Source organism: Pseudomonas sp. LB-090624 (genome assembly GCF_003205205.1).
Lineage (GTDB): Bacteria > Pseudomonadota > Gammaproteobacteria > Pseudomonadales > Pseudomonadaceae > Aquipseudomonas.
In genome coordinates this window covers 87,421-112,541 of the sequence record NZ_QJRL01000008.1, presented here as the reverse complement: position 1 = coordinate 112,541, position 25,121 = coordinate 87,421, and the positions used below count along the sequence as shown (strand labels likewise).

The window sequence follows — 25,121 nt, the reverse complement described above, 5'->3', positions numbered from 1 at the left end:
CAATGGACACCAAACTGCTCGATATCCTGGCCTGCCCGATCACCAAGGGCCCGCTCAAGCTCAGCGCCGACAAGACCGAGCTGATCAGCAAGGGCGCCGGCCTGGCCTACCCGATTCGCGACGGCATCCCGGTCATGCTGGAAAGCGAGGCGCGCACCCTTACCGACGACGAGCGTCTGGACAAATGAGCCTCGATTACACCGTGGTGATTCCTGCCCGGCTGCGTTCTACACGCTTGCCGGGCAAGCCATTGCTGCAAATCGCGGGCAAGCCCATGGTCCAGCATGTGTGGGAGCAGGCACGCAAGAGTGGCGCCAGCCGTGTGGTCATCGCCACCGACGATGCCAGCATCGTTGAAGCCTGCCAGGCCTTTGGCGCCGAAGTGCTGCTGACCCGTGCCGACCATGAGTCCGGCACCGATCGCCTCGCCGAAGTGGCCGCGCGCCTCGGCCTGCCCGCCGATGCCATCGTGGTCAACGTGCAGGGCGACGAGCCGTTGATCCCGCCGGTGATCATCGACCAGGTGGCCGCTAACCTGGCCGCCCACCCAGAGGCTGGCATCGCCACCCTGGCCGAGCCGATCCACACGCCAGAAACCGTGTTCAACCCGAATGCGGTCAAAGTGGTCAGCGACAAGAACGGGCTGGCCTTGAGCTTCAGCCGTGCGCCGCTGCCCTGGGCGCGTGATGCCTTTGCCAGCGACCGCAGCCTGCTGCCGCCGAACGTGCCCTACCGTCGCCACATTGGCATGTACGCGTACCGCGTCGGCTTCCTGCAAGACTTTGTCAGCTGGGGCCCTTGCTGGCTTGAGCAGACCGAGGCGCTGGAGCAGCTACGGGCGTTGTGGCACGGCGTGCGCATCCACGTCGAGGACGCCATCGAGGCGCCTGCCGTGGGCGTGGATACCTCTGAAGACCTGGAGCGCGTACGGCGCTTGCTGGAGGCTTGATGCGCGTCCTGTTCGTGTGCCTGGGTAATATCTGTCGCTCGCCCACTGCCGAAGGCGTGCTGCGCCATCAATTGCAGGCCGCCGGGCTTGCCGACAAGGTGCATGTGGCCTCGGCCGGTACTGGCGACTGGCACGTCGGCAATGCACCTGACAGCCGCACCTGCAAGGCGGCGTTGGCGCGCGGTTACGACCTGTCGCAGCAGCGGGCCCAGCAGGTCACGGCGGCGCATTTCGCCGAGTACGACCTGGTGCTGGCCATGGATGAGAGCAACCTGCGCGACCTGCGTGCCCTGCGCCCGCACAATGCGCCAGGCGAGCTCGACCTGTTCCTGCGCCGTTATGGCGCGGCGCTGGACGAAGTGCCAGACCCCTACTACGGCGGTGCCGATGGTTTCGAGCAAGTGCTCGACCTGGTCGAAGTGGCATGCCAGGCGCTGGTGCTGGAAATCAAGGGGCGGTCATGACTGAGCAGTGGCAGGAGCAGGTATCGCTCAAGCCTTTCAACACCTTCGGCATTGATGTGAAGGCGCGCTATTTCAGCCAGGCACGGAACGACCAGCAGGTGCGTCAAGCGCTGAGCCTGGCCCGACGGCAAGGCTTGCCGGTGCTGGTGATCGGCGGCGGCAGCAACCTGCTGCTGACCCAGGATATCGATGCACTGGTGCTGCACATGGCTAGCCAGGGGCGGCGCGTGCTCAGTGACGATGGCGAGCGTGTCGTGGTCGAAGCCGAGGCCGGCGAAGCTTGGCACCCGTTTGTGCAGTGGGCACTGGCCCAGGGTTATTGCGGGCTGGAGAACCTCAGCCTGATCCCCGGCACCGTGGGTGCCGCGCCGATGCAGAACGTGGGCGCTTACGGTGTGGAGATCAAGGACGTATTCGCTGGTCTGACTGCCCTGGACCGAGAGACTGGCGAGCTGCGTGACTTCGACTTGGCGGAGTGTGCCTTCGGTTATCGCGACAGCGTGTTCAAGCGCAGCCCTGGGCGCTGGCTGATCCTGCGGGTGCGTTTTGCCCTGCACCGTACCTTGCAAGCGCACCTGGACTATGGCCCGGTACGCCAGCGCCTGGCAGAGCAGGGCGTGACCAAGCCGACCGCTCAGGCTATCAGTGACGCAATCTGCAGCATCCGTCGCGAGAAGCTGCCAGACCCGGCTGAGTTGGGCAATGCCGGGAGTTTCTTCAAAAACCCAGTGGTGGCTGCGGCGTTGGTCGAGCGGATTCGCGCGCAGTATCCCGGCGTCGTGGCTTACCCTCAGGCAGATGGCCAGGTGAAGCTGGCGGCAGGTTGGTTGATCGAGCAGGCGGGCTGGAAGGGCTATCGCGACGGTGATTCCGGGGTGCATCGCTTGCAGTCGCTGGTGCTGGTCAACTATGGCCAGGCTAGTGGGGCGCAGATGCATGCGCTGGCGCAGCGGATCCAGGCCGACATCTTCGAGCGGTTCGGGGTGGTGTTGGAGATGGAGCCTAACCTGTACTGATTCATCGCCGCTACTGTCACTTTTCGACGCAAGGCCGCTCCCGCAGGCTGGGTCGCCGACGCTGATTCAACGTGACAGTGTCTAGCCCAAGAAAAAGCCCCGCCAGTTCGCACTGGCGGGGCTTTTTCATTCAGCCTTGGCTATCAACCGTGATGAGGCTTGTGCTCATCGGCGGCTTCGAGCGCTGGCTCCCCGGCGGCGGCAGCAGCTTCCTGCGCAGCTTTGGCGGCAGCCTCGGCCTCGCGCTTGCGGCGGCGCACTTCACGCGGGTCGTTCGGCGCGCGGCCGTTGGACAGCATGACAGTGGCAGGCGCTACCGCGGCTGGGGCTTCTACGGGTGCAGGCTCGACCACGGCAGGGACAGGCTCGGCCACCACTTCTGGCTGGGCTTCGACAGCCGGGGCAGGCTGCTCGGCAACCGGCGCGACTTCGATCACGGCCGGCGCCTGTTCGATTTCACCAGCTTCCACAGCAGGTGCTTCCACTGGGGCTTCAACAGCCACGGTTTCGGCAGGCACAGTCGGCTCGATAGCAGGTGCTTGTTCGGCAAACGGCTGCGGAGCGACTTCGACCACTGGCTCGGCAGTTGCTTCGACCACGGCCACCGGCTCGCTGACCGGTTGCTCGACCACTGGGGCCACGGCGACTTCTGCCTCTGCCTTGGCTACAGCTTCGACCTGCTCGACCTTTTCAGCCTGGTCGGCCGGTTGGGCGACTTCGCTGTTGTCGGTTTCGGCAACGGCAGCGACTTCAGCGGTGGCGCGCTCGGCCTGCTGGTTGGCCTGGGCCTCGGCATCGCTGCTGATGTTGCTGGTGGCCACGGCGGCGGTCACGGCCAGGCCGGCGGCCAGTTCGGCACCCAGCTCGCTGGCCTGGTGCTGTTGTGGCTGCTCTTCGCTGCCTTCTTCTTCGCCGTCGATCAGCTCGCCATTGGCGTTACGCTGGCGCTCGCGACGGTTGCTGCGGCGACGCTGGCCACGCGAGCGGCGGCGTGGGCGCTCGCCATCGGTGCCTTCCTGCTCGTCTTGCAGCAGCTCTTCGTTCGGCAGTTGCTCTTCGGCCAATTCGGCAGCCTGCTCGGCGGCTTCCTCGGCTGCACGTGGCTGACGCTCTTCACGTGCTGGGCGCGGGGCGCGTTCTTCGCGAGGTGCGCGTTCGTCACGCGGGGCACGTTCTTCACGAGGTGCGCGTTCTTCACGTGGGGTGCGTTCTTCGCGAGGTGCGCGTTCTTCACGTGGAGCACGTTCTTCGCGAGGTGCGCGTTCTTCACGTGGAGCACGTTCTTCACGCGGGGCACGCTCTTCGCGTGGAGCACGTTCTTCGCGGGCTACACGCTCTTCACGTGGCTGGCGCTCTTCGCGTTCGGCTGGCGGGGTGGCGTCCAGTGGTTCGCGCAGTTCGCGCACACGCTCTTCGCCACGGTTGCCGCGGCGGTCTTCGCGTGGCTGGCGCGGTGCACGCTCTTCACGCGGTGCACGCTCCTCGCGTGGGCTGCGTTCTTCGCGTGGAGCGCGCTCTTCACGTGGTGCACGCTCCTCGCGTTGCTGGCGTTCTTCGCGTGGTGCCCGCTCGGCGCGTTCCTCGCGCGGCTTGCGCTCTTCGTCGCGGCGGCCGTTACGGTTGCGGCTCTGCTGGCGGCCATTACGGCGCTCTTCATTGCGTTGGCTGCGCTCGGCGGCCGGTTTTTCGGCAGCGGTAACCACTGGCGCAGCAGCTGGCTCGTCCTTGCCGGCGAACAGGCTGACCAGCGACTTCACCAGGCCCTTGAACAGGCTTGGCTCGGGAGCGCTCGGGGCCGGGGCGACCGGAGCGGCAGGCTGCGCTTCATCAGCGGCGGCTGGGACCGGGGCATTGGCGCGGGCCGGGGCGGTTTTCACTGCGGCTTCCTGGCGAACCAGGGTGCGGGTAGCGGTCGGCTGCGGCGCTTCCTCTGCCTCGGTGGCGGCAATTTCGTAGCTGGACTGGTTGTTCAGCACTTCCGGGTTGTCGTCGCGCAGGCGCTGGACTTCGAAGTGCGGGGTTTCCAGGTGGTCGTTCGGCAGAATGATGATGCGCGCACGGGTGCGCAGCTCGATCTTGGTGATCGAATTGCGTTTCTCGTTGAGCAGGAATGCAGCCACCGGGATCGGGACCTGGGCACGTACTTCGGCGGTGCGGTCTTTCAGTGCTTCTTCTTCGATCAGGCGCAGGATGGCCAGCGACAGCGATTCGACGTCACGGATGATGCCGGTGCCGGAGCAGCGTGGGCAGACGATGCCGCTGCTTTCGCCCAGCGACGGGCGCAGGCGCTGACGGGACATTTCCAGCAGGCCGAAGCGCGAGATGCGGCCAACCTGCACGCGGGCGCGGTCGGCTTCCAGGCATTCACGCACACGTTCTTCAACGGCGCGTTGGTTTTTCGCCGGGGTCATGTCGATGAAGTCGATGACGATCAGGCCGCCGATGTCACGCAGGCGCAACTGGCGGGCGATTTCTTCGGCCGCTTCCAGGTTGGTCTGCAGGGCGGTTTCTTCGATGTCGCTGCCTTTGGTGGCGCGCGCCGAGTTGATGTCGATGGACACCAGGGCTTCGGTCGGGTCGATCACGATCGAACCGCCGGACGGCAGGTCGACCACGCGCTGGAAGGCGGTTTCGATCTGGCTTTCGATCTGGAAGCGGTTGAACAGCGGCACGCTGTCTTCGTACAGCTTGACCTTGCTGGCGTACTGCGGCATCACCTGGCGGATGAAGGTCAGGGCTTCTTCCTGGGCGTCGATGCTGTCGATCAGCACCTCGCCGATGTCCTGGCGCAGGTAGTCGCGGATGGCGCGGATGATGACGTTGCTTTCCTGGTAGATCAGGAATGGCGCGGCGCGGTCCAGGGACGCTTCCTTGATGGCGGTCCACAATTGCAGCAGATAGTCCAGGTCCCACTGCATTTCTTCGCTGCTGCGGCCAAGGCCGGCAGTGCGCACGATCAGGCCCATGTCGCCCGGTACGGTCAGGCCGTTCAGGGCTTCGCGCAGTTCGTTGCGCTCTTCGCCTTCGATGCGGCGCGAGATGCCGCCGGCACGCGGGTTGTTGGGCATCAGTACCAGGTAGCGACCGGCCAGGCTGATGAAGGTCGTGAGGGCGGCGCCTTTGTTGCCGCGCTCTTCCTTCTCGACCTGGACAATGACTTCCTGGCCTTCGCTGAGTACTTCCTTGATGTTGACCCGGCCTTCTGGGGCCTTCTTGAAGTATTCGCGGGAGATTTCCTTCAGCGGCAGGAAGCCGTGACGTTCGGAACCGAAGTCGACGAAGGCGGCTTCGAGGCTGGGTTCGATGCGGGTGATCTTGCCTTTGTAGATGTTGGCCTTTTTCTGCTCGCGCGCGCCAGACTCGATGTCCAGGTCGTACAGGCGTTGGCCGTCCACCAGGGCTACACGCAACTCTTCGGGTTGAGTTGCGTTAATCAGCATTCTTTTCATGTTGTACCGTCGGTTTCCGGGCTGCCGGAAACGGCGTTCGGCACACACGACGTCTCATGGTCGGTGCCAAGGTGCGCAAAGGGTGGGCGGGCCACCCCCGTGTCGAGCGACGTTCGGCACCAGCCGGTTGCCCAGCCTGCCGTTGTCGCGACGACGCGTCCTGTTTGCTGCGGTGCCAACAAGGCCCCGGTGGCTTCGAATGGGTATCCGAATCAACCAAGCGGGCCTTGTGCACTCAGTCAGGAGGAGGAATCAACCGTCAGCCGTGGACGCCCGGGGGCATCTGTTCAGGACCTTATCCGCTCGCCAGCCGTCAGTGGGCTGGTGGCCGGACGCGGTGCTACACGGTCCGAGGGCTGTGCATCTCCACCCTGCACGTATCCCTGATAATTCGGGTGCTGCCGCGCGCTGAATCCGCAACGGGTTGCATTTTTCGCCAGCTTCGAATGGGAAGCTGACGCCATTACATGTCCAAGGCAGGTATTTCCGAAGCATTCGCCGTGCGTTGCGTGGAAGCGACGGGGCGGGCAGAGGTACAACGAAAAAAATCGGGTAAGCAGGTGAAACACCGCACTTGTCGTTTTTTTCGGTCTTCTCTACACAGCGCTGGTGGCGATTCCAGGCAATTCGGTAAACTGGCGAAAACCCCGTAGGACGGCCTCGCGTCCTGCAGAATTGCGTAGGTCAGGAACCGGCCAAGGGCCTGGTTTCACTGGCCTGCCGCTTTTGGCGGCGTTCGCGACTATAGCAGCAATGATTAAGTGCTTCAATTCCATAAAAAATTGTTATCATTCCCGCCATGACGACCAATACCCCTCCGACTTCCGGCGTTCAGCTGATCGAAGTCGCGCCGGAGCTTGCCGGCCAACGCATCGACAATTTCCTTATCACGGCGCTCAAGGGCGTGCCCAAGACCCTGGTCTATCGCATCCTGCGCAAGGGTGAGGTAAGGGTCAACAAGGGCCGCGTGAAGCCGGAATACAAGATTCAGGCCGGTGACATCGTGCGGGTACCGCCCGTCCGCCTGCCCGAGCGTGACGAACCGGCGCCGGTGGCCCAGGGCTTGTTGCAGCGCCTGGAGGCCGCCATCGTCTACGAAGACAAGGCGCTGATCGTGATGAACAAGCCGGCCGGCATCGCCGTGCATGGCGGCAGCGGCCTGAGCTTTGGCGTGATCGAGGCGCTGCGCCAGCTGCGTCCGGATGCCAAGGAGCTGGAGCTGGTGCACCGCCTGGACCGCGACACCTCCGGGCTGCTGATGATCGCCAAGAAGCGCAGCATGCTGCGCCACCTGCATGCCGCCCTGCGCGGCGATGGGGTCGACAAGCGCTACATGGCGCTGGTGCGCGGCCACTGGCCGACCGCGAAAAAGCAAGTGAACGCGCCCTTGCTCAAGAGCAACCTGCGGTCGGGCGAGCGCATGGTCGAAGTGAACGACGAGGGCAAGGAGGCGCTGACCCTGTTCCGCGTGCTGCGCCGCTTCGGCGACTTCGCCACTATCGTCGAGGCGCGCCCGATAACTGGCCGTACCCACCAGATTCGCGTGCACACCTTGCATGCCGGGCACATGATTGCTGGTGACAGCAAGTATGGCGACGAAGACTTCAGTCGCGAAATCCGAGAGCTCGGTGGCAAGCGCCTGTTCCTGCATGCCTATGCGTTGACCGTGCCGCTGCCCGACGGCGGCGAGCTCAAGCTTGAAGCGCCTGTGGACGAGGTGTGGGCCAAGACTGTGGAGCGTTTGAGTGCGCCGTGACTATGAGTTGCTGATCTTCGACTGGGACGGCACGTTGGCCGATTCCATCGGGCGTATCGTCGAGGCCATGAACGCCGCTGCCGAACGTGCCGGGGAGGCACAAAGCAGCGAAGATGCGGTCAAGGGCATTATTGGCCTGGCCCTGGGCGAGGCGATCCACACCTTGTACCCGCACCTGGCGCCCGCGCAGGTCGATAGCTTCCGCCAGCACTACGCCGATATCTACATGGCGCTGGACCAGCAGCCCTCGCCGTTGTTCGAGGGTGTGACCGAATCGCTGGACGCCTTCCGTGCCGAGGGCTACCGCCTGGCGGTGGCCACCGGCAAGGCCCGTCGCGGGCTGGACCGGGTGCTGAAGGCCAACGGCTGGGAGCGGTTCTTCGACATCACCCGCGCCGCCGACGAAACGCGTGGCAAGCCGCACCCGCTGATGCTCGAGCAGATCCTTGATCATTGCGGCGTCGAACCGGGCCGCGCGCTGATGGTCGGTGATTCGGCATTCGACCTGCAGATGGCCAGCAATGCCGGCATGCATTCGGTCGCGGTGGGCTATGGTGCCATGTCGCTGCAGGCGCTGGCCGAGTTCGGGCCGCAGGTGTGCATCGATCATTTTTCCCAGTTGCGCGAGTGGCTGGGTGGTTCTGCAATTCCACTTCCAAGGTAGGTGAGCATGGCTGACGAATGGAAGGCCCCCGAGGCCGAGCCCGAGGAGCGCGAGGAGCGCAAGAGCTGGAAACTGCTGGAAAAAACCTTGCTGGCCAGCGTGCAGGAGCAGCGCCGATCGCGGCGTTGGGGGATCTTCTTCAAGCTGCTGACCTTCGTCTACCTGTTCGGCATCCTGGCCTTGTTCTCGCCGCTGATGGACATGGACAAGGCTGCATCGCGCAGTGCCAGTCATACCGCGCTGGTCGAGGTGCGCGGGGTGATCGCCGACCAGGAGGCCGCCAGTGCCGACAACATCGTCAAGAGCCTGCGCGAGGCGTTCAAGGACGGCAAGACCAAGGCTGTGGTGATGCGCATCAACAGCCCGGGCGGCAGCCCGGTGCAGGCGGGTTACGTGTATGACGAAATTCGCCGCCTGCGCGCCGAGTATCCGGCCATCAAGCTGTATGCAGTCATTGCTGATCTTGGCGCTTCCGGTGCCTATTACATTGCCAGTGCTGCGGACGAGATCTATGCCGACAAGGCCAGCCTGGTGGGCTCGATTGGTGTGACGGCGGCCGGTTACGGCTTTGTCGGCACCATGGAGAAGCTGGGCGTGGAGCGGCGTGCGTACACCTCGGGTGAGCACAAGGCTTTCCTTGATCCGTTCTCCCCTGAAAAGCCAGAAGAAACCCGGTTCTGGCAGGGGGTGCTGGACACCACGCACAACCAGTTCATCGCCATGGTCAAGCAGGGGCGGGGCGAGCGCCTGAAGGATAAGGACCACCCGGAGTTGTTCAGTGGTCTTATCTGGTCGGGCGAGCAGGCCAAGGCGCTGGGACTGGTGGATGGACTGGGCAGTGCCAGCTACGTGGCGCGTGAGATTGTAGGCGAGAAGGAGCTGGTGGACTTCACTGTGCAGGAGTCGCCGTTCGATCGCTTCTCCAAGCGCGTGGGGGCCAGCGTGGCTGAGCACCTGGCGATGTGGATGGGGTTCCAGGGGCCGCAGTTGCGTTGAGTGTTTGTCGTGCGATGTTTGTCGCCCGATTCGTGGGATTTGTGAGATCAAGCGCCGCCCGCGCGGCGCATCGCGAGCTGCGCTCGCTCCTACGTTTGTTTCGGGCCAGTTCCGCCAGTGACAGGCGCGCGCGACCGCCTTGTTCGTACGACGCGATATCGCGCCATGCGCCAAAGCGTTCGCGCGCAAATCCCACAGGAATGATTGGCCCGAAACAAACGTAGGAGCGAGCGCAGCTCGCGATGCGCCGCGCGGGCGGCGCTCGATCTCACAGGCGCAGAAAATCTCAAGCCAGGCTCAAGGGACAGCCACCCCCTCCCGGGTCAACATATCCACCAGTCGAATCAACGGCAGACCGATCAGGCTGGTCGAATCGCACCCATGGGTGCTCTGGAACAAACTCACCCCCAGCCCCTCCGCCTTGAAGCTCCCTGCGCAATCCAGCGGTTGTTCCGCCGCCACATAGCGCTCCACCTGCTCGCGGCTCAGCTCGCGCATCGTCACGGTAAACGGCACGCAATCCACCTGGCATTGCCCGGTGGCGCTGTTCAGCAGTGCCAGCCCGGTCAGGAAGCTTACCTGTTGCCCGCTGCACTCCAGCAGCTGCTCACAGGCTCGCTCGAAGGTGTGCGGCTTGCCCAGCACCTGCTCGCCCAGCACCGCTACCTGGTCCGAGCCGATGATCAGGTGCCCTGGATGGCTGCCTGCCAGGGCCTCGGCCTTTAGCCTGGCCAGTCGGCGCACCAGTTCTACGGCCGGCTCGTCATCCAGGCGCTGCTCGTCTATATCGGGGCTTGCCCACGTGTAGGGCAGGCGCAGGCGGGCGAGCAGTTCGCGGCGATAGGCAGAGCTGGAAGCCAGTAACAGAGGAAGCATGGTAGACTCCTGAATCAGTTGAATAAATTCTATCACGCACGATGCCGCCTAATTTCCTTTGACAGGGGCGGGGGGCATCCCTATTATGCTGCGCCTATGTTGAATGACCCGATTCCACCTCACGTTGACCCGCGCAAATTAGCCGATCGTGGCGTAACCCTTAACGGTTCGCTGCAACTCGCTGATTTGGAAAGACTCTGCGACCCGCTTTCCGACAATGTCGGTACGGTGCAGGCGAAGTTCGATTTTGAACGAGATGAACAGCACGTAGTGGTTATCCACAGCGAGCTGGACGTCGAGGTCAAGATGGTTTGCCAGCGTTGTCTTGAGCTGGTCACCCTGCCGATCCACAGCGAATGTACTTACGCCGTGGTGAAGGAGGGTGCGAATACCCAGTCGTTGCCGAAAGGCTATGACGTGCTGGAACTGGGCGAAGATCCTTTGGATCTGCAGGCATTGATCGAGGAGGAGCTTCTGCTCGCCTTGCCAATCGTGCCTGCTCATCATCCGGAAGAATGCCAGCAGCCGGCGGGCGCAGACGAGCCCGAATCGAGCAAGGACGAGGTATCGCGGTCCAACCCGTTCAGTGTTTTGGCGCAGTTAAAGCGTGACCCAAACGTTTAGGAGTTAATCAATTATGGCTGTTCAGCAGAACAAAAAATCCCGCTCTGCCCGTGACATGCGCCGTTCGCACGACGCCCTGTCGGAAAACGCGCTGTCGGTAGAGAAAACCACCGGTGAAGTTCACCTGCGCCACCACGTATCGCCAGAAGGCGTATACCGTGGTCGCAAAGTGGTCGACAAGGGCGCTGACGAGTAATCCTTGTCCGCTCAGATCATCGCGATCGACGCAATGGGCGGGGACTTCGGTCCCCGCAGCATTGTCCAGGCTAGCATTGCCTGCCTGTCTGCTACCCCCTCGCTGCACCTGACCCTCGTCGGTCAACCCTCCCTCCTGGAAGATCTTGTCAGCGGCCTTGCGGCTGCGGATCGCGCGCGCTTGCAGATTGTCGCCGCCAGTGAGGTGGTCGGTATGGACGAGCGGCCATCCCAGGCGTTGCGCGGCAAACCGGATTCGTCGATGCGCATCGCCCTTGAGTTGGTGCGAGACGGCAAGGCCCAGGCCTGCGTCAGTGCCGGTAACACCGGGGCGCTGATGGCGCTGTCGCGTTTCGTGCTCAAGACCCTGCCGGGCATTGACCGGCCAGCCATGGTGGCGGCCATTCCGACCCAGGCTGGTTATTGCCAGTTGCTCGACCTCGGGGCCAATGTCGACTGCAGTGCCGAAAATCTCTACCAGTTCGCTGTCATGGGCTCGGTGGCCGCCCAGGCGCTGGGTGTGCATCGACCACGCGTGGCGCTGTTGAATATCGGCACCGAGGACATCAAGGGTAACCAGCAGGTCAAGCTGGCTGCCACGCTGTTGCAGAACGCCCGCGGCCTTAACTACGTCGGTTTCGTCGAAGGGGACGGCCTGTACCGTGGAGAGGCGGACGTGGTGGTGTGTGACGGTTTTGTCGGCAATATCCTGCTCAAATCCAGCGAAGGCCTGGCGACGATGATCGGCGCGCGCATCGAAAAACTGTTCAAGGGCGGTGCCTTTGCCCGCGTCGCCGGGGCGATGGCCATGCCACTGCTCAAGCGTCTGCAGGCCGATCTGGCGCCAGCACGGCATAATGGTGCGAGCTTCCTGGGGCTGCAGGGTATCGTCATCAAGAGCCATGGCTCGGCGGGCGTGCAGGGGTTTCAGAGTGCCATCCAGCGGGCGTTGATCGAGATCCAGGAAAACCTGCCGCAGCGGCTGCATGGCCGCCTCGAAGACCTGTTGCCTTAGGCTTTTCCCCGATGAAGTGCTTAAATGTGACCGCTTGGTCTGTGTTTCCATCCAAGTTTTCAGATTCCGCGTCTGGCTTCGCGCCTGGCGCACACTATCCGACGACAAGATCATAAGGGCTTGTTCAATGTCTGCATCCCTCGCATTTGTCTTTCCCGGTCAAGGCTCCCAGTCGCTGGGCATGCTCGCCGAGCTCGGCGCCGAGAAGCCAGTGATCATCGAAACCTTCAAGGAAGCTTCCGAGGCACTCGGTTACGACCTGTGGACGCTGATCCAGGAAGGCCCGGAAGAGCAACTCAACCAGACCGACAAGACCCAGCCGGCCATCCTCACCGCGTCCATCGCGCTGTGGCGCCTGTGGCTGGAGGAGGGCGGCGCTACGCCAGCCTTCGTTTCCGGTCATAGCCTGGGCGAATACAGTGCTTTGGTTGCCGCTGGCAGCATCAGCCTGAAAGACGCCGTTCGCCTGGTCGAGCGCCGTGGTCAGTTGATGCAGGAAGCCGTGCCGGCAGGCCACGGTGCCATGGCTGCAATCCTTGGCCTGGACGACGCCGTAGTCGTAGAAATCTGCGCCGAAGCGGCTGAAGACCAAGTGGTCAGCGCCGTCAACTTCAACTCGCCAGGCCAGGTGGTCATCGCCGGTAACAAGGCTGCGGTAGATCGCGCCATGGAGCTGTGCAAGGCCAAGGGTGCCAAGCGCGCCCTGCCGCTGGCGGTCAGCGTGCCGTCGCACTGCGCCCTGATGAAGCCGGCCGCCGAGCGCTTTGCCGAATCGGTCAACGCCATCGAATGGAAAGCGCCGCAAATTCCGGTGGTGCAAAACGTCACTGCCGCCGTTGCCGCCGACCTCGACGCCCTCAAGCATGACCTGCTGGCACAGCTGTACCAGCCGGTGCGCTGGGTGGAGTGCGTGCAGACCCTGGCTGCGAATGGCGCGGTCAACCTGGTCGAGTGCGGTCCGGGCAAGGTCCTGGCTGGCCTGAACAAGCGTTGCGCCGAAGGCGTGACCACCTACAACCTCAACACCCCTGACGCCGTTGCCGCCACCCGTGCGGCACTGGCCTGATTTGGAGAAGCTTGCATGAGCCTGCAAGGTAAAGTTGCACTGGTGACCGGCGCCAGCCGTGGCATTGGCCAGGCCATCGCCCTCGAGCTGGGCCGCCAAGGCGCTACCGTGATCGGCACAGCCACGTCGGCATCCGGCGCTGAGCGCATTGCTGCCACCCTGAAAGAGCACGGCATCACCGGCACCGGCATGGAACTGAACGTGACCAGCGCCGAATCCGTTGAAGCGGTACTGGCGGCCATTGCCGAGCAGTTCGGTGCGCCGACCATCCTGGTCAACAACGCCGGCATCACCCGCGACAACCTCATGCTGCGCATGAAAGACGACGAGTGGTTCGACGTCATCGACACCAACCTGAACAGCCTCTACCGTCTGTCCAAGGGCGTGCTGCGTGGCATGACCAAGGCACGTTGGGGTCGTATCATCAGCATCGGCTCGGTCGTCGGCGCCATGGGTAACGCTGGCCAGGCCAACTACGCGGCCGCCAAGGCTGGCCTGGAAGGCTTCAGCCGCGCCCTGGCGCGTGAAGTGGGCTCGCGTGGCATCACCGTCAACTCGGTGACCCCGGGCTTTATCGACACCGACATGACGCGCGAACTGCCAGAGGCACAGCGCGAAGCCCTGCAGACCCAGATTCCGCTGGGCCGCCTGGGTCAGGCCGACGAAATCGCCAAGGTGGTTTCGTTCCTGGCGTCCGACGGTGCAGCCTACGTGACCGGCGCTACCGTGCCGGTCAACGGCGGGATGTACATGTAACACTGCAACTCAATGTGACGGGTTTCGTAAAAAAAGAGTCATACTGCGAGCCTAAAATCCGTTATAAAGCTGCAACCAGATTCCAGGCAGCGGGTGTGGTGACTAGCCTGAAGGTGCGTTTCGCTTGAAAAGCAAACGTCTTTCTATAAAATTAGCCACCGGCCAGCTGCCTGACATATATCCATTAGGAGTGAGAACTAGGTATGAGCACCATCGAAGAACGCGTCAAGAAAATCGTCGCCGAGCAACTGGGCGTCAAGGAAGAAGAAGTGACTACTGAGAAGTCCTTCGTTGATGACCTGGGTGCCGATTCGCTTGACACCGTTGAACTGGTGATGGCTCTGGAAGAGGAATTCGAGACCGAAATCCCTGACGAAGAAGCTGAGAAGATCACTACCGTTCAAGCTGCTATCGACTACGTCAAAAACCACCAGGCTTAAGACGTTGTAGTCGACGCTTCTTGTCGAGAAGAACCGCACTGCCTTTGCTGGCGTGCGGTTTTTTCTTTGCGAGCGTCCTGTCGCGGTTTTCTTGGGCTCGATCCCAGGCATCGAGAGCTTGTTGCCATTTCATTCCGTTGCGCTGAATGCAATGGCAAGAAACTCTGTCATTAGAAAAGGAGAGTACTGTGTCGCGTAGACGCGTCGTGGTCACCGGTATGGGTATGCTGTCGCCACTGGGTACCGATGTACCGAGCACATGGCAGGGCATTCTGGCTGGCCGCAGTGGCATTGGTCCGATCGAACACACGGACCTGTCTGCCTACTCCACCCGTTTTGGCGGCTCGGTGAAAGGCTTCGAGGTTGAGCAGTACCTGTCGGCCAAGGAGGCCCGCAAGCTCGACCTGTTCATCCAGTACGGCCTGGCCGCTGGTTTCCAGGCGGTGCGCAATGCCGGCCTGGAAGTCACCGATGCCAACCGCGAGCGCATTGGCGTGGCCATGGGCTCGGGTATCGGCGGCCTGACCAACATCGAAGAAACCAGCCGCACCTTGCACGATTCGGGGCCGCGCCGTATTTCGCCGTTCTTCGTGCCGGGCTCGATCATCAACATGATCTCCGGTTTCCTGTCGATCCACCTGGGCCTGCAGGGGCCGAACTACGCCATCGCCACCGCCTGCACCACCGGCACCCATTGCATCGGCATGGCCGCGCGCAATATCGCCTACGGTGAAGCTGACGTGATGATCGCTGGTGGCGCCGAAATGGCCGCTTGCGGCCTGGGCATGGGCGGCTTCGGTGCCTCGCGTGCGCTGTCGACCCGCAACGATGAGCCGGCCCGTGCCAGCCGCCCGTGGGACAAAGGCCGTGACGGCTTCGTGTTGTCGGACGGTGCCGGTGCGCTGGTGCTTGAAGAGCTGGAACATGCCAAGGCGCGCGGTGCGACCATCTACGCCGAGCTGGTCGGCTTTGGCATGAGCGGTGACGCCTACCACATGACCTCGCCACCCGAGACCGGTGAAGGTGCTGCCCGCTGCATGGCCAATGCCCTGCGCGATGCCGGCATCCAGCCAGAAGAGGTCAGCTACATCAATGCCCACGGTACTTCGACACCTGCGGGTGACGTGGCCGAAGTGGCAGCGATCAAGCGTGTGTTCGGCGAACATGCCTACAAGCTGGCGGTCAGCTCGACCAAATCGATGACTGGCCACCTGCTGGGTGCCGCTGGCGCGGTGGAAGCAATCTTCAGCGTGCTGGCGATCAACAGCCAGATGGCACCACCGACCATCAACCTGGATGAGCCGGACGAAGGTTGCGACCTCGACTTCGTGCCGCACCAGGCGCGCAGCATGCCGATCGACGTGGTGTTGTCCAACTCGTTCGGCTTTGGCGGCACCAACGGCTCGCTGGTGTTCCGCCGGTTCGCCGGTTGATGCACAGCTGGATCGATGGCCAGCCGGCGACTGCAGTCAACCTGCAGAACCGCGGCCTGGCCTACGGCGATGGCCTGTTTGAAACCATCGCCGTGCGCGGCGGCCGGCCTAGCCTGCTGGACGGCCACCTCGCACGCCTGGCGCTGGGCTGTCAGCGCCTGGCGATCAGCGCCGACCTGGGGTTGGTGCGCGACGAGCTGCTGCGCTTTGCCAGCCAGCTCGGTGATGGCGTGGCCAAACTCATCCTCACCCGTGGCGACAGCCAGCGTGGCTATGCGCCGGTTGCTGGTGTCGCACCGCGGCGAATCCTCCAAGGCAGCCCAATACCCAGCTATCCTGTCGAGCATGCCGAGCACGGCGTGCGCTTGTTCCCTTGCCAGACCCGGCTTGGGGAACAACCGCTGCTGGCCGGCCTCAAACACCTCAACCGCCTGGAGCAGGTGCTGGCCCGTGCCGAATGGCAGGACAGCGAACATGCCGAAGGCCTGATGCGTGACGGGCAGGGCAGGTTGATCGAAGGGGTGTACAGCAATCTGTTTCTTGTGCGCGATGGCCTGCTGCTCACCGCCGACCTCAGCCGCTGTGGCGTGGCCGGGGTGATGCGCGCTGCGTTGCTACAGCAAGCCGCGCTGCTGGGCATTCCTGTGCAGGTCTGCGACCTGCCGTTCGACGCGCTGGAGCAAGCAGATGAAGTATTTGTTTGCAATAGCGTTTACGGCATTTGGCCCGTGCGTGGCGTAGCCGCGCTAAACTGGTCGCCGGGCCCGCTCACCCGTCAACTGCAGGCCATTGCCCGTACGTTACTGGAAACCTGAATTCGTGAGACGTAAATTCCTGCTGCTGCTGGAAATGGGGCTGATCCTTGCAGGCCTGGCGCTTGGCTGGTCGGCCTGGAAGGTCAACTCGGTCCTGGAGCAGCCTTTGCACGTGACGCAGGAACGCCTGCTGGACGTGCCCAATGGCACCACCCCCAACCGCATGTTCTACCGCATGCAAACGGAAGGGCTGCTCGACGACGCTGTCTGGTTGCGCCTTTACTGGCGCTTCAACATGGCCGGCACCCCCTTGCATACCGGCGAATACCGCATTACCCCCGGCATGACCGTCGAGCAGCTGTTCGACGCCTGGCGCCGCGGCGACGTGGTGCAATACAACCTGACCCTGGTCGAAGGCTGGACCTTCCGCCAGGTCCGCTCGGCCGTGGCCAAGCATGAAAAAATCAGGCATACCCTGGACGGTCTGTCCGACGCCGAGGTCATGGACAAGCTTGGCCATACCGGCGTGTTCCCCGAAGGCCGTTTCTTCCCTGATACCTACCGCTTCGTGCGCGGCATGAGCGACGTCGAGCTATTGCAGCAGGCCTACATGCGCCTGGACGAAGTGCTGGCCAAGGAGTGGGCCGAGCGCACCACCGACCTGCCGTATCGCGACCCGTACCAGGCACTGATCATGGCTTCGCTGGTAGAGAAGGAAACCGGCATTCCACAGGAACGCGGGCAGATAGCCGGCGTATTCGTGCGGCGAATGCGCCTGGGCATGATGCTGCAAACCGACCCGACGGTGATCTACGGCATGGGTGAGCGCTACAACGGCAAGATCACCCGCGCCGACCTGCGCGAGCCAACGCCCTACAATACCTACACCATGACCGGTCTGCCGCCCACGCCAATCGCTATGGTCGGCCGTGAGGCGATTCACGCGGCGCTCAACCCGTCAGAAGGTACCAGCCTGTACTTCGTCGCCCGTGGCGACGGCAGCCATGTGTTCTCCGACGACCTTGACGACCATAACTCGGCGGTGCGCGAGTTCCAGCTCAAGCGCCGCTCGGACTACCGCTCCAGCCCTGCACCGCAGTCGCCGTCAGCGCCGCAGCCTGAGTCGCAGCCAGGGAGTGATGAGGCTGCGCCGCCCGAAGCACCTGAGGTGGATCAGCCGGCTGCGCAGCCAGCGCCCGACGAGCCGCCCGTGCAGGATGCCCCTGCCGGCGGTGCGCAAGCGGCCGAGCGGCCATCGCCTGACGAACAACATTAAGGACTGCCTGTGAACGGCTTGTTTATTACTTTGGAAGGCCCCGAGGGCGCGGGCAAGAGCACCAATCGCGACTACTTGGCAGCGCGCTTGCGCGAGCACGGCCTTGACGTGGTGCTGACCCGGGAGCCCGGTGGTACGCCGTTGGCGGAAAAGGTGCGTGAGCTGCTACTGGCCCCCACTGAAGAAAATATGGCTGCCGATACCGAGCTGTTGCTGGTGTTCGCCGCACGTGCCCAGCACCTGGCCCAGGTGATCCGCCCGGCCCTGGCGCGCGGAGCCGTTGTCCTGTGCGACCGGTTTACCGATGCCACTTACGCCTACCAAGGCGGCGGGCGTGGGTTATCGGTCGAGCGGATCGCCACGCTGGAGCAATTCGTCCAGGGTGACTTGCGCCCGGACCTTACCTTGGTATTCGACTTGCCAGTGGAAGTGGGCCTGGCCCGCGCCGCCGCCCGGGGCCGTCTGGACCGTTTCGAACAGGAAGGCCAGGGGTTCTTCGAAGCCGTACGCCAGGCCTACCTGCAACGAGCCCAGCGCGAACCGCAGCGCTATAACCTGCTCGATGCCGCACAATCGCTGGAGGCAGTGCAGCGCGCCATCGACGCGCTGCTGCCGGCCATCGTGGAGCGTTGCCGTGGCTGAGGCCTACCCCTGGCAGCAGGCGCTCTGGCAGCAACTGGCTGGGCGCCGCCAGCATGCCCATGCCTACCTGCTGCACGGGCCGCAGGGCATCGGCAAGCGGGCCATGGCCGAGCGCCTGATGGCCCGCTTGCTGTGCCAGCAGCCTCAGGGCCTGGACGCCTGTGGCGGGTGCAAGTCCTGCCTGTTGCTGAAGGCCGGCAGCCACCCGGACAATTTCGTCCTTGAGCCCGAGGAGGCTGACAAGCCGATCAAAGTTGACCAGGTACGTGAACTGGTGGCCTTCGTGGTGCAGACCGCACAGTTGGGCGGGCGCAAGGTGGTGCTGATCGAGCCGGTGGAGGCGATGAACATCAACGCTTCCAACGCACTGCTGAAAAGTCTCGAAGAGCCATCCGGCGATACGGTGCTGCTGCTGGTTACCCATCAGCCCAGCCGGTTGTTGCCGACGATCAAGAGTCGTTGCCAGCAAGTGGCTTGCCCGCAGCCAAGCCTGGCCCAGAGCCAGGCCTGGTTGGCCGATGCGCTCCCTGACAGTGACGAGGCCGAACGCGTCGAGCTGCTGACCCTGGCCGCCGGTTCGCCGTTGATGGCAGTGAGCCTGCAGGCGCAAGGTGTGCGCGAGCAGCGCGCGCTGGTGACTGACGGGGTGAAGAAGCTGCTGAAACAGCAGCAATCGCCCAGCCAGTTGGCCGATGCCTGGAGCGGCGTGCCGCTGCTGCTGCTGTTCGACTGGTTCTGTGAGTGGGCGCACCTGATCTTGCGCTACCAGTTGACCCAGGACGAAGAGGGTTTAGGCTTGGCCGACATGCGCAAGGTCGTGCAATACCTGGCGCAGAAAAGCCGTCAGACCAAGGTGCTGGAAGTGCAGGCTTGGGTTCTGGAGCAGCGCCAGAAGGTGCTGGGCAAGGCCAACCTGAACCGTGCCCTGTTGCTTGAATCGCTGCTGGCCCACTGGCTGCAACTGCCGGGCGCCCGCTGATTTTTACTTTTTTCATGTGTGCTGTTATCCCATGCTCGTAGATTCTCATTGCCACCTCGATCGCCTAGACCTCAGTGCCCACCAGGGCTCGCTCGACGCTGCCCTGCAGGCGGCGCGTGACCGTGGGGTAGGGCATTTCCTTTGCATTGGCGTCAGTGCCGAGAACGCCGGCGCGGTGAAGGCGCTGAGCGAGCAGTACGCTGACGTCGACTGCTCGGTGGGTGTGCACCCGCTAGACCTGGCCCCGGGCGAGACCCCGGCGCTGGAATGGCTGCTGCGCGAGCTGGCCCATCCGCATGTGGTGGCGATTGGCGAGACCGGCTTGGATTACCATTACGAGCCGGAGGCGGCAGCGTTGCAGCAGGCTTCGTTCCGCTTGCACCTGGAGGCCTCGCGGCAGACCGGCAAGCCGGTGATCGTGCATACCCGGGCGGCACGTGCCGATACCCTGGCGCTGCTGCGTGAGGCGAACCTGCCGCAAGCGGGCGTCTTGCACTGCTTTACCGAAGACTGGGACATGGCCAAGGCGGCGCTGGACCTGGGGTATTACATTTCGCTGTCGGGCATCGTTACCTTCCGCAATGCCGATGCCCTGCGCGAAGTGGCACGGCAGGTGCCGGTCGATCGCTTGCTGGTAGAGACCGATTCGCCGTATCTGGCACCCATTCCGTACCGTGGCAAGCCGAATTTGCCGCAGTATGTGCGGGAAGTGGCGGAGTATGTGGCTTCGTTGCGGGGGGCCAGTTATGAGCAGCTGGCCGAGCAGACCACTGCCAACTTCAAGCGGTTGTTCCCGTTGGCGCGGGTGGCCTGATTCTCGGCAAAAAAAAACCCGGGTTCTGGGGGGGGAATCCGGGTTAAGACCATTAGGAGTAAAACAAAGGTACGCGGTCCCTGAGCACCTTTATCGGCGCGCCACTTGGGGGGGATGCGCCGCGCCAACACTTCAAGTATTGGTCAGCTTTGGCGCAGTGCCAGTGCCTGTTGGTCGTTTTTTAAACAGATTTGGAATACGTCGACGTCCCATTCCTCCCGCAGCGCATGGCCGTAAGCATCGTGAAACACAGACATGCTTGGATGATCCGTGCAATTTCCCGCAAGTTAGGCATAATAAACCGCTTCGATTGTCATCCAGTCCTTCCCATGCAGAAAGAACCTCGTAAGGTCCGTGAGTTTCGCCGTCGCGAACAGGAAATCCTCGACACCGCGCTAAAACTGTTTCTTGAACAGGGTGAAGACAGCGTCACCGTCGAGATGATCGCCGACGCCGTGGGCATCGGCAAAGGCACGATCTACAAGCACTTCAAGTCCAAGGCGGAGATTTACCTGCGCCTGATGCTCGACTACGAGCGCGACCTGAACGAGCTGTTGCACTCGGCCGACGTTGACCGCGACAAGGAAGCCCTGTCGCGTGCCTACTTCGAGTTCCGCATGCGCGACCCTCAACGTTACCGGCTGTTCGACCGCCTTGAAGAAAAGGTCGTCAAGGGCAACCAGGTACCGGAAATGGTCGAACAACTGCACAGCATTCGCGCCTCGAACTTCGACCGGTTGACCCAGCTCATCAAGGGCCGTATCAGCGAAGGCAAGCTTGAAGACGTGCCGCCTTACTTCCACTACTGTGCCGCCTGGGCGCTGGTGCATGGCGCTGTGGCCCTGTACCACTCGCCGTTCTGGAGCAACGTGCTGGAAGACCAGGAAGGCTTCTTCCAGTTCTTGATGGACATCGGCGTGCGCATGGGCAACAAGCGCAAGCGCGACCCGGAGCCGTCGAACTGAAACATTCCTGAGCTCGGCATTGCTTGGGGCTTGCAAAAACCTGATTTATGAGTCAGCTTTTGCCGGCCCCTTCATCCATGCCGGAGTCATCCATGATCGTCGATCGTCAAGGCAGGCGATTTCGCAACCTGCGCGTCAGCCTGACGGCTGCCTGCAACTACGCTTGCACCTACTGCGTACCTGACGGCAAGCGCCTGGTGGCAGCGCAGGATGAACTGTCGGCGGATGCACTGGCCCGTGGCGTGGCCTACCTGATCGAAGCAGCGGGCATCGAGCGCCTGCGCATCACTGGTGGTGAGCCGTTGGTCAGCCCACGCCTGGATGCCTTTCTGGTTGCCGTGGCCAAACTCGACCTCGACGGCATTTCCCTGACCACCAATGGCCAGCTACTGACTCGCAAGTTGCCGCAACTGCAGGCGGCTGGAATTCGCCGGCTGAATGTTTCCCTCGACACCCTTGACCCGCTGGCTTTCCGTCAAATCGCTCGGGGCGGCGACCTGGCCAGCGTGTTGGACGGAATGGAGCGCGCTAGCGCTCTGGGCATGCGAGTCAAGGTGAATATGGTGCCCATGCGTGGACACAACCTCGACCAGGTGCTGCCGCTGCTGGATTACTGCCTGGGGCGTGGCTTCGAACTGCGCTTCATCGAACTGATGCGCATGGGCCACCTGGCCCGTGACCACAATGCCTTCGTACAGCAATTTGTCGGCCTCGACCAGCTGCTGGCGCTGATTGGCGGCAAGCATGCGTACACACAAGTGGACGCTCCACTGGACGCTACCGCCATGCGCTATCACATCCCAGGCCAGGGCCACTTCGGCATCATTGCCAACGAAAGCGTGCCGTTTTGCCGTACCTGTTCGCGGTTACGGTTGTCGTCAACGGGCTGGCTGCATGGTTGCTTGTCGTCTGGCAATCGCCACTTCATTGGCGACCTGCTGGAAAAACCGCGCCACCAGGCGCTGCCGGCCTTGCAACGGTTGTTGGTCAAGGCGCTGGCAGACAAGCAGGACCTGGCGTTTTCCGGCGGCGTGACGATCATGAAGGTGATTGGCGGCTGAAGCTGGCGCAAAAGCTGCATCCGCCGGCTATCCGCCGGTTTTTCGTCGCCGGCCATTGGAGGAAAGATGCGTAGCCTGGTCTTGCCGCTGGCGCTGATGGCGCTGGGTGGTTGCATGAATGTCAGCGATATGGGCGAGGGTGTCCGCTATCACATGAGCGATGCGGGGCTGCTGGACCACAGTGACACCCGGCGTACCCTGTCGATTCGCTTGCAGCCGGATTCGTTCATCTTCATCGGCCAGGGCGCGTTCGTCCCACCTGGTAAAGGGCCGGTGCCCCGGCAGAATGCCGTGGCCGAGCAGGCGTTCAAAAGCTTCATCGAGTACTTTCCGCTGGTGCGTCGCGCCCAAGGACCACTGGGCCTGGAAGAGGCCATTGCCCAAGCCCGCTCGGTGGGCGCCGACTACGTGCTCTATACCCGTTTTGCCCGCACCGACGACCGCATCGGCAATGGCGACGAGTGGTATGACGAACAAGCCGTTGACCGCCTGGGCTGGGACAGTGGGGTGGTGCAGATGATGTTGATAGAAACCAATACCCGCTACCTGATCGACACCGCACGCATCAAGAGCCGTGGCGGTTTGTTGACGTTCCACGACAAAACCCCCGAGGATTTGCTTGGTGCGCCGATGCGCGAGTACGCTCGTAGCCTCCTGGGCATGAGTGAATGAGGCAAGCGTGATGAGCGACTCCGGCAAGGCCAGTGACCTTCTGGCACAGATCCCCAAGGCCAAGGGCCTGCCGCCAGTGCACCTGTGGCATCCGGATTTCTGCGGTGACATCGACATGCGCATCGCCCGCGATGGTACCTGGTACTACCTGGGCACGCCGATCGGGCGCAAGCCGATGGTGCGGCTGTTCTCTACCATCATTCGCCGCGACGGCGATGACTATTTCCTGGTTACCCCGGTAGAGAAGGTTGGCATTCGTGTCGACGATGCGCCGTTCGTGGCCGTGCTGCTGGAGGTGCAGGGCGAAGGCGAACAGCAGGTGCTGCGCTTTACCAGCAATGTCGAAGACCAGGTCGAGGCCGGGCCGGATAATCCCTTGCGGGTAGTGATCGACCCGGTGACGCAAGAGCCATCGCCGTATGTGTTGATGCGCAGCAACCTTGAAGCGCTGATACATCGCAATGTGTTTTACCAGCTGGTGGAACTGGCGGTGCCGCGTGTGATCGAGGGGGAGGAGTGGTTGGGCGTATGGAGCCGGGGGGGGTTTTACCCGATTGGCCGCAGTAGTTGAGGGCTCTGGAGCTGGAAGGCGCATGCCTTGAGTTTTGTGCTGCCTGGTAGATCGAGCGCCGCCCGCGCGGCGCATCGCGAGCTGCGCTCGCTCCTACGTTTGTTTCGGGCCAATTATTCCTGGGGGCTTTGCGCGCGAACGCCTTGGCGCATGGCGATATTGCGTCGAACAAACAAGGCGGTCGCGCGAGCCTGCCACAGGCGTTACTGGCCCGAAACAAACGTAGGAGCGAGCGCAGCTCGCGATGCGCCGCGTGGGCGGCGCTCGATCTACCAGGCGCTGACATACTTCCGGTGAACAACGAAAAAGCCCCCGGTTGCTTGCGCACCCGGGGGCTTTTTCAGTGTCTGGCTCCGCGACCTGGACTCGAACCAGGGACCCAATGATTAACAGTCATTTGCTCTACCGACTGAGCTATCGCGGAATCTGCGCGTATCTTACTGATTGTCAGGGGGAAGTCAAGCCACCCCCTGACAAATCAATCAGTTACAGCACTTCGACGATAGCCTTGGTGACCACGTGGATATTGCTCTGGTTCAGCGCGGCCACGGCGATACGGCCGGTGTCCAGCGCGTAGATGCCGAAGTCGTTCTTCAGGCGGGCGACTTGTTCAACGGTCAGGCCCGAGTAAGAGAACATGCCCACCTGGCGACCTACGAAGCTGAAGTCGCGGTTTGCGCCGTATTCGGCCAGCAGCGCAACCATCTGCTTGCGCATGCCGTGGATACGGTCGCGCATTTCGGCCAGCTCGGTTTCCCACATCTGGCGCAGTTCGGCGCTGTTCAGCACGGTGGCAACGATGGTAGCGCCGTGGGTTGGCGGGTTGGAGTAGGTGGTGCGGATCACGCGCTTGACCTGCGACAGCACACGGGTGCTTTCGTCCTTGGAGGCGGTGACCACCGACAGCGCACCGACGCGCTCGCCGTACAGCGAGAACGACTTGGAGAACGAGCTGGAGACGAAGAACTCCAAACCCGATTCGGCGAACAGGCGCACGGCGAAGGCGTCTTCGGCGATGCCGTCACCGAAACCTTGGTAGGCCATGTCGAGGAACGGTACGTGGCCTTTGGCCTTGACCACTTCCAGCACGTTTTTCCAGTCTTCCAGGTTCAGGTCGACACCGGTCGGGTTGTGGCAGCAGGCGTGCAGCACCACGATCGAGCCAGACGGCAGGGCGTTGAGGTCTTCGAGCATACCGGCGCGATTGACGTCGTTGGTCGGCGCATCGTAGTAACGGTAGGTCTGGACCGGGAAACCGGCCGACTCGAACAGCGCGCGGTGGTTTTCCCAGCTCGGGTCGCTGATGGCAACCACGGCGTTCGGCGAGATACGCTTGAGGAAGTCGGCGCCGATCTTCAGTGCACCGGTACCACCGACGGCCTGCACGGTAACCACGCGGCCAGCGGCCAGCAGTGGCGATTCGGCGCCGAACAGCAGCTTTTGCACGGCCTGGTCGTAGGTGGCAATGCCGTCGATCGGCAGGTAGCCGCGCGAGGCGTGCTGGGCGGCACGCTGGGTCTCGGCTTCGATCACGGCACGCAGCAGCGGAATGCGGCCTTCCTCATTGCAATACACGCCTACGCCCAGGTTGACCTTGTCGGTACGTGGGTCGGCGTTGAATGCTTCGTTGAGGCCCAAAATAGGGTCGCGGGGTGCCAGCTCGACAGCGGAAAACAGGCTCATTGTT

26 protein-coding genes and 1 tRNA gene are annotated in these 25,121 nt (G+C 62.9%); 23 read left to right on the top strand and 4 right to left on the bottom strand.

The features are described 5' to 3' along the window. Nucleotides 1–2 precede the first annotated feature (2 nt). Genes DMX11_RS10930 through murB form a run of 4 tightly spaced genes read left to right on the top strand, consistent with a single transcriptional unit; the run spans nucleotide 3 to nucleotide 2,429 of the window. Complete coding sequence (locus DMX11_RS10930; RefSeq protein ID WP_003247142.1) at nucleotides 3–188, top strand: Trm112 family protein; 186 nt, start codon at nucleotides 3–5, stop codon at nucleotides 186–188. Further along, nucleotides 185–949 (top strand): 3-deoxy-manno-octulosonate cytidylyltransferase, encoded by a 765-nt coding sequence (gene kdsB / locus DMX11_RS10925; protein WP_110744547.1) that lies wholly within the window; start codon nucleotides 185–187, stop codon nucleotides 947–949. Before DMX11_RS10930 ends, kdsB begins: the two co-directional genes overlap by 4 nt. Then, complete coding sequence (locus DMX11_RS10920) at nucleotides 949–1,413, top strand: low molecular weight protein-tyrosine-phosphatase (RefSeq protein WP_110744546.1); 465 nt, start codon at nucleotides 949–951, stop codon at nucleotides 1,411–1,413. Before kdsB ends, DMX11_RS10920 begins: the two co-directional genes overlap by 1 nt. Next, on the top strand, nucleotides 1,410–2,429 hold the full coding sequence (murB, locus tag DMX11_RS10915; RefSeq protein WP_110744545.1) for a UDP-N-acetylmuramate dehydrogenase: 1,020 nt from the start codon (nucleotides 1,410–1,412) through the stop codon (nucleotides 2,427–2,429). Before DMX11_RS10920 ends, murB begins: the two co-directional genes overlap by 4 nt. 143 nt (nucleotides 2,430–2,572) lie before the next feature. On the opposite strand, the gene rne is transcribed toward murB, so the two are convergent. Next, nucleotides 2,573–5,878: a ribonuclease E gene (rne, locus tag DMX11_RS10910; protein WP_110744544.1), complete on the bottom strand. Its 3,306-nt coding sequence runs from the start codon at nucleotides 5,876–5,878 to the stop codon at nucleotides 2,573–2,575. A 799-nt stretch (nucleotides 5,879–6,677) separates the two neighbouring features. On the opposite strand from rne, the gene rluC reads away from it, so the two are divergent. From rluC to DMX11_RS10890, 3 genes are read left to right on the top strand one after another with little or no spacing between them, the layout of a single operon-like run. Then, on the top strand, nucleotides 6,678–7,634 hold the full coding sequence (gene rluC, locus DMX11_RS10900) for a 23S rRNA pseudouridine(955/2504/2580) synthase RluC (RefSeq protein WP_110744543.1): 957 nt from the start codon (nucleotides 6,678–6,680) through the stop codon (nucleotides 7,632–7,634). Continuing rightward, nucleotides 7,624–8,298: an HAD family hydrolase gene (locus DMX11_RS10895; protein WP_110744542.1), complete on the top strand. Its 675-nt coding sequence runs from the start codon at nucleotides 7,624–7,626 to the stop codon at nucleotides 8,296–8,298. Before rluC ends, DMX11_RS10895 begins: the two co-directional genes overlap by 11 nt. 6 nt (nucleotides 8,299–8,304) lie before the next feature. Next, entirely contained in the window at nucleotides 8,305–9,294 is a 990-nt protein-coding gene (locus tag DMX11_RS10890) for a S49 family peptidase (RefSeq protein ID WP_110744541.1), read from the top strand. Between the two features lie 297 nt (nucleotides 9,295–9,591). Here DMX11_RS10890 and DMX11_RS10885 read toward each other — a convergent pair whose 3' ends face one another. Beyond that, complete coding sequence (locus DMX11_RS10885) at nucleotides 9,592–10,170, bottom strand: nucleoside triphosphate pyrophosphatase (RefSeq protein ID WP_110744540.1); 579 nt, start codon at nucleotides 10,168–10,170, stop codon at nucleotides 9,592–9,594. A gap of 96 nt (nucleotides 10,171–10,266) precedes the next feature. Between DMX11_RS10885 and DMX11_RS10880 the strand changes: the two genes are divergently transcribed. The 16 genes from DMX11_RS10880 to DMX11_RS10805 all read left to right on the top strand — a co-directional run bounded on the left by DMX11_RS10880 (nucleotide 10,267) and on the right by DMX11_RS10805 (nucleotide 23,434). Beyond that, nucleotides 10,267–10,794, top strand: coding sequence for a YceD family protein (locus tag DMX11_RS10880; RefSeq protein WP_012313431.1), 528 nt, complete (start codon nucleotides 10,267–10,269; stop codon nucleotides 10,792–10,794). 13 nt (nucleotides 10,795–10,807) lie between these two features. Beyond that, nucleotides 10,808–10,990: a 50S ribosomal protein L32 gene (rpmF, locus tag DMX11_RS10875; protein WP_003247154.1), complete on the top strand. Its 183-nt coding sequence runs from the start codon at nucleotides 10,808–10,810 to the stop codon at nucleotides 10,988–10,990. A 3-nt stretch (nucleotides 10,991–10,993) separates the two neighbouring features. Further along, nucleotides 10,994–12,004, top strand: coding sequence for a phosphate acyltransferase PlsX (gene plsX, locus DMX11_RS10870; protein ID WP_110744539.1), 1,011 nt, complete (start codon nucleotides 10,994–10,996; stop codon nucleotides 12,002–12,004). A gap of 127 nt (nucleotides 12,005–12,131) precedes the next feature. Continuing rightward, nucleotides 12,132–13,070 (top strand): ACP S-malonyltransferase, encoded by a 939-nt coding sequence (fabD, locus tag DMX11_RS10865; protein ID WP_110744538.1) that lies wholly within the window; start codon nucleotides 12,132–12,134, stop codon nucleotides 13,068–13,070. Between the two features lie 15 nt (nucleotides 13,071–13,085). After that, on the top strand, nucleotides 13,086–13,826 hold the full coding sequence (fabG, locus tag DMX11_RS10860) for a 3-oxoacyl-ACP reductase FabG (protein ID WP_110744537.1): 741 nt from the start codon (nucleotides 13,086–13,088) through the stop codon (nucleotides 13,824–13,826). Nucleotides 13,827–14,029: 203 nt separating this feature from the next. Next, nucleotides 14,030–14,266 (top strand): acyl carrier protein, encoded by a 237-nt coding sequence (gene acpP / locus DMX11_RS10855; RefSeq protein ID WP_110744536.1) that lies wholly within the window; start codon nucleotides 14,030–14,032, stop codon nucleotides 14,264–14,266. A 188-nt stretch (nucleotides 14,267–14,454) separates the two neighbouring features. Beyond that, nucleotides 14,455–15,699: a beta-ketoacyl-ACP synthase II gene (gene fabF, locus DMX11_RS10850; protein WP_110744535.1), complete on the top strand. Its 1,245-nt coding sequence runs from the start codon at nucleotides 14,455–14,457 to the stop codon at nucleotides 15,697–15,699. Continuing rightward, nucleotides 15,699–16,514, top strand: a complete 816-nt coding sequence (pabC, locus tag DMX11_RS10845; protein WP_110744534.1) for an aminodeoxychorismate lyase — start codon at nucleotides 15,699–15,701, stop codon at nucleotides 16,512–16,514. Before fabF ends, pabC begins: the two co-directional genes overlap by 1 nt. Before the next feature lie 4 nt (nucleotides 16,515–16,518). Further along, on the top strand, nucleotides 16,519–17,730 hold the full coding sequence (gene mltG, locus DMX11_RS10840) for an endolytic transglycosylase MltG (protein WP_110744533.1): 1,212 nt from the start codon (nucleotides 16,519–16,521) through the stop codon (nucleotides 17,728–17,730). 9 nt (nucleotides 17,731–17,739) lie between these two features. Beyond that, nucleotides 17,740–18,372 carry a dTMP kinase gene (tmk, locus tag DMX11_RS10835; RefSeq protein WP_110744532.1) on the top strand — a complete coding sequence of 211 codons (633 nt, stop codon included), beginning with the start codon at nucleotides 17,740–17,742 and terminating at the stop codon, nucleotides 18,370–18,372. After that, nucleotides 18,365–19,351, top strand: coding sequence for a DNA polymerase III subunit delta' (locus DMX11_RS10830; RefSeq protein WP_110744531.1), 987 nt, complete (start codon nucleotides 18,365–18,367; stop codon nucleotides 19,349–19,351). Before tmk ends, DMX11_RS10830 begins: the two co-directional genes overlap by 8 nt. Before the next feature lie 31 nt (nucleotides 19,352–19,382). After that, nucleotides 19,383–20,165 (top strand): TatD family hydrolase, encoded by a 783-nt coding sequence (locus tag DMX11_RS10825; RefSeq protein WP_110744530.1) that lies wholly within the window; start codon nucleotides 19,383–19,385, stop codon nucleotides 20,163–20,165. Nucleotides 20,166–20,494: 329 nt separating this feature from the next. Continuing rightward, the gene (locus tag DMX11_RS10820; protein WP_003247170.1) at nucleotides 20,495–21,130 is read left to right on the top strand and encodes a TetR/AcrR family transcriptional regulator; all 636 of its coding nucleotides are present in this window, start codon (nucleotides 20,495–20,497) and stop codon (nucleotides 21,128–21,130) included. Nucleotides 21,131–21,222: 92 nt separating this feature from the next. After that, nucleotides 21,223–22,191 carry a GTP 3',8-cyclase MoaA gene (locus DMX11_RS10815; protein ID WP_110744529.1) on the top strand — a complete coding sequence of 323 codons (969 nt, stop codon included), beginning with the start codon at nucleotides 21,223–21,225 and terminating at the stop codon, nucleotides 22,189–22,191. 66 nt (nucleotides 22,192–22,257) lie between these two features. Continuing rightward, nucleotides 22,258–22,863 carry a DUF4823 domain-containing protein gene (locus DMX11_RS10810; RefSeq protein ID WP_110744528.1) on the top strand — a complete coding sequence of 202 codons (606 nt, stop codon included), beginning with the start codon at nucleotides 22,258–22,260 and terminating at the stop codon, nucleotides 22,861–22,863. Nucleotides 22,864–22,873: 10 nt separating this feature from the next. After that, on the top strand, nucleotides 22,874–23,434 hold the full coding sequence (locus tag DMX11_RS10805; RefSeq protein ID WP_110744527.1) for a DUF1285 domain-containing protein: 561 nt from the start codon (nucleotides 22,874–22,876) through the stop codon (nucleotides 23,432–23,434). A 348-nt stretch (nucleotides 23,435–23,782) separates the two neighbouring features. On the opposite strand, the gene DMX11_RS10800 is transcribed toward DMX11_RS10805, so the two are convergent. Both DMX11_RS10800 and DMX11_RS10795 read right to left on the bottom strand, forming a co-directional pair. Continuing rightward, a tRNA-Asn gene (locus DMX11_RS10800) sits at nucleotides 23,783–23,858 on the bottom strand. Nucleotides 23,859–23,920: 62 nt separating this feature from the next. Further along, on the bottom strand, nucleotides 23,921–25,117 hold the full coding sequence (locus tag DMX11_RS10795; RefSeq protein WP_110744526.1) for an amino acid aminotransferase: 1,197 nt from the start codon (nucleotides 25,115–25,117) through the stop codon (nucleotides 23,921–23,923). Nucleotides 25,118–25,121: the final 4 nt, after the last annotated feature.

Bases quoted from the DNA above. Each gene is read 5' to 3' on its own strand.
- murB (WP_110744545.1), top strand. From the start codon at position 1,410: ATGACTGAGCAGTGGCAGGAGCAGGTATCGCTCAAGCCTTTCAACACC.
- DMX11_RS10810 (WP_110744528.1), top strand. From the start codon at position 22,258: ATGCGTAGCCTGGTCTTGCCGCTGGCGCTGATGGCGCTGGGTGGTTGC.
- fabD (WP_110744538.1), top strand. From the start codon at position 12,132: ATGTCTGCATCCCTCGCATTTGTCTTTCCCGGTCAAGGCTCCCAGTCG.
- acpP (WP_110744536.1), top strand. From the start codon at position 14,030: ATGAGCACCATCGAAGAACGCGTCAAGAAAATCGTCGCCGAGCAACTG.
- kdsB (WP_110744547.1), top strand. From the start codon at position 185: ATGAGCCTCGATTACACCGTGGTGATTCCTGCCCGGCTGCGTTCTACA.
- rne (WP_110744544.1), bottom strand. From the start codon at position 5,878: ATGAAAAGAATGCTGATTAACGCAACTCAACCCGAAGAGTTGCGTGTA.
- fabG (WP_110744537.1), top strand. From the start codon at position 13,086: ATGAGCCTGCAAGGTAAAGTTGCACTGGTGACCGGCGCCAGCCGTGGC.
- rpmF (WP_003247154.1), top strand. From the start codon at position 10,808: ATGGCTGTTCAGCAGAACAAAAAATCCCGCTCTGCCCGTGACATGCGC.
- DMX11_RS10815 (WP_110744529.1), top strand. From the start codon at position 21,223: ATGATCGTCGATCGTCAAGGCAGGCGATTTCGCAACCTGCGCGTCAGC.
- DMX11_RS10880 (WP_012313431.1), top strand. From the start codon at position 10,267: ATGTTGAATGACCCGATTCCACCTCACGTTGACCCGCGCAAATTAGCC.
- rluC (WP_110744543.1), top strand. From the start codon at position 6,678: ATGACGACCAATACCCCTCCGACTTCCGGCGTTCAGCTGATCGAAGTC.
- DMX11_RS10885 (WP_110744540.1), bottom strand. From the start codon at position 10,170: ATGCTTCCTCTGTTACTGGCTTCCAGCTCTGCCTATCGCCGCGAACTG.
- pabC (WP_110744534.1), top strand. From the start codon at position 15,699: ATGCACAGCTGGATCGATGGCCAGCCGGCGACTGCAGTCAACCTGCAG.
- DMX11_RS10805 (WP_110744527.1), top strand. From the start codon at position 22,874: ATGAGCGACTCCGGCAAGGCCAGTGACCTTCTGGCACAGATCCCCAAG.
- DMX11_RS10825 (WP_110744530.1), top strand. From the start codon at position 19,383: ATGCTCGTAGATTCTCATTGCCACCTCGATCGCCTAGACCTCAGTGCC.
- DMX11_RS10920 (WP_110744546.1), top strand. From the start codon at position 949: ATGCGCGTCCTGTTCGTGTGCCTGGGTAATATCTGTCGCTCGCCCACT.
- DMX11_RS10795 (WP_110744526.1), bottom strand. From the start codon at position 25,117: ATGAGCCTGTTTTCCGCTGTCGAGCTGGCACCCCGCGACCCTATTTTG.
- DMX11_RS10820 (WP_003247170.1), top strand. From the start codon at position 20,495: ATGCAGAAAGAACCTCGTAAGGTCCGTGAGTTTCGCCGTCGCGAACAG.
- DMX11_RS10890 (WP_110744541.1), top strand. From the start codon at position 8,305: ATGGCTGACGAATGGAAGGCCCCCGAGGCCGAGCCCGAGGAGCGCGAG.
- DMX11_RS10930 (WP_003247142.1), top strand. From the start codon at position 3: ATGGACACCAAACTGCTCGATATCCTGGCCTGCCCGATCACCAAGGGC.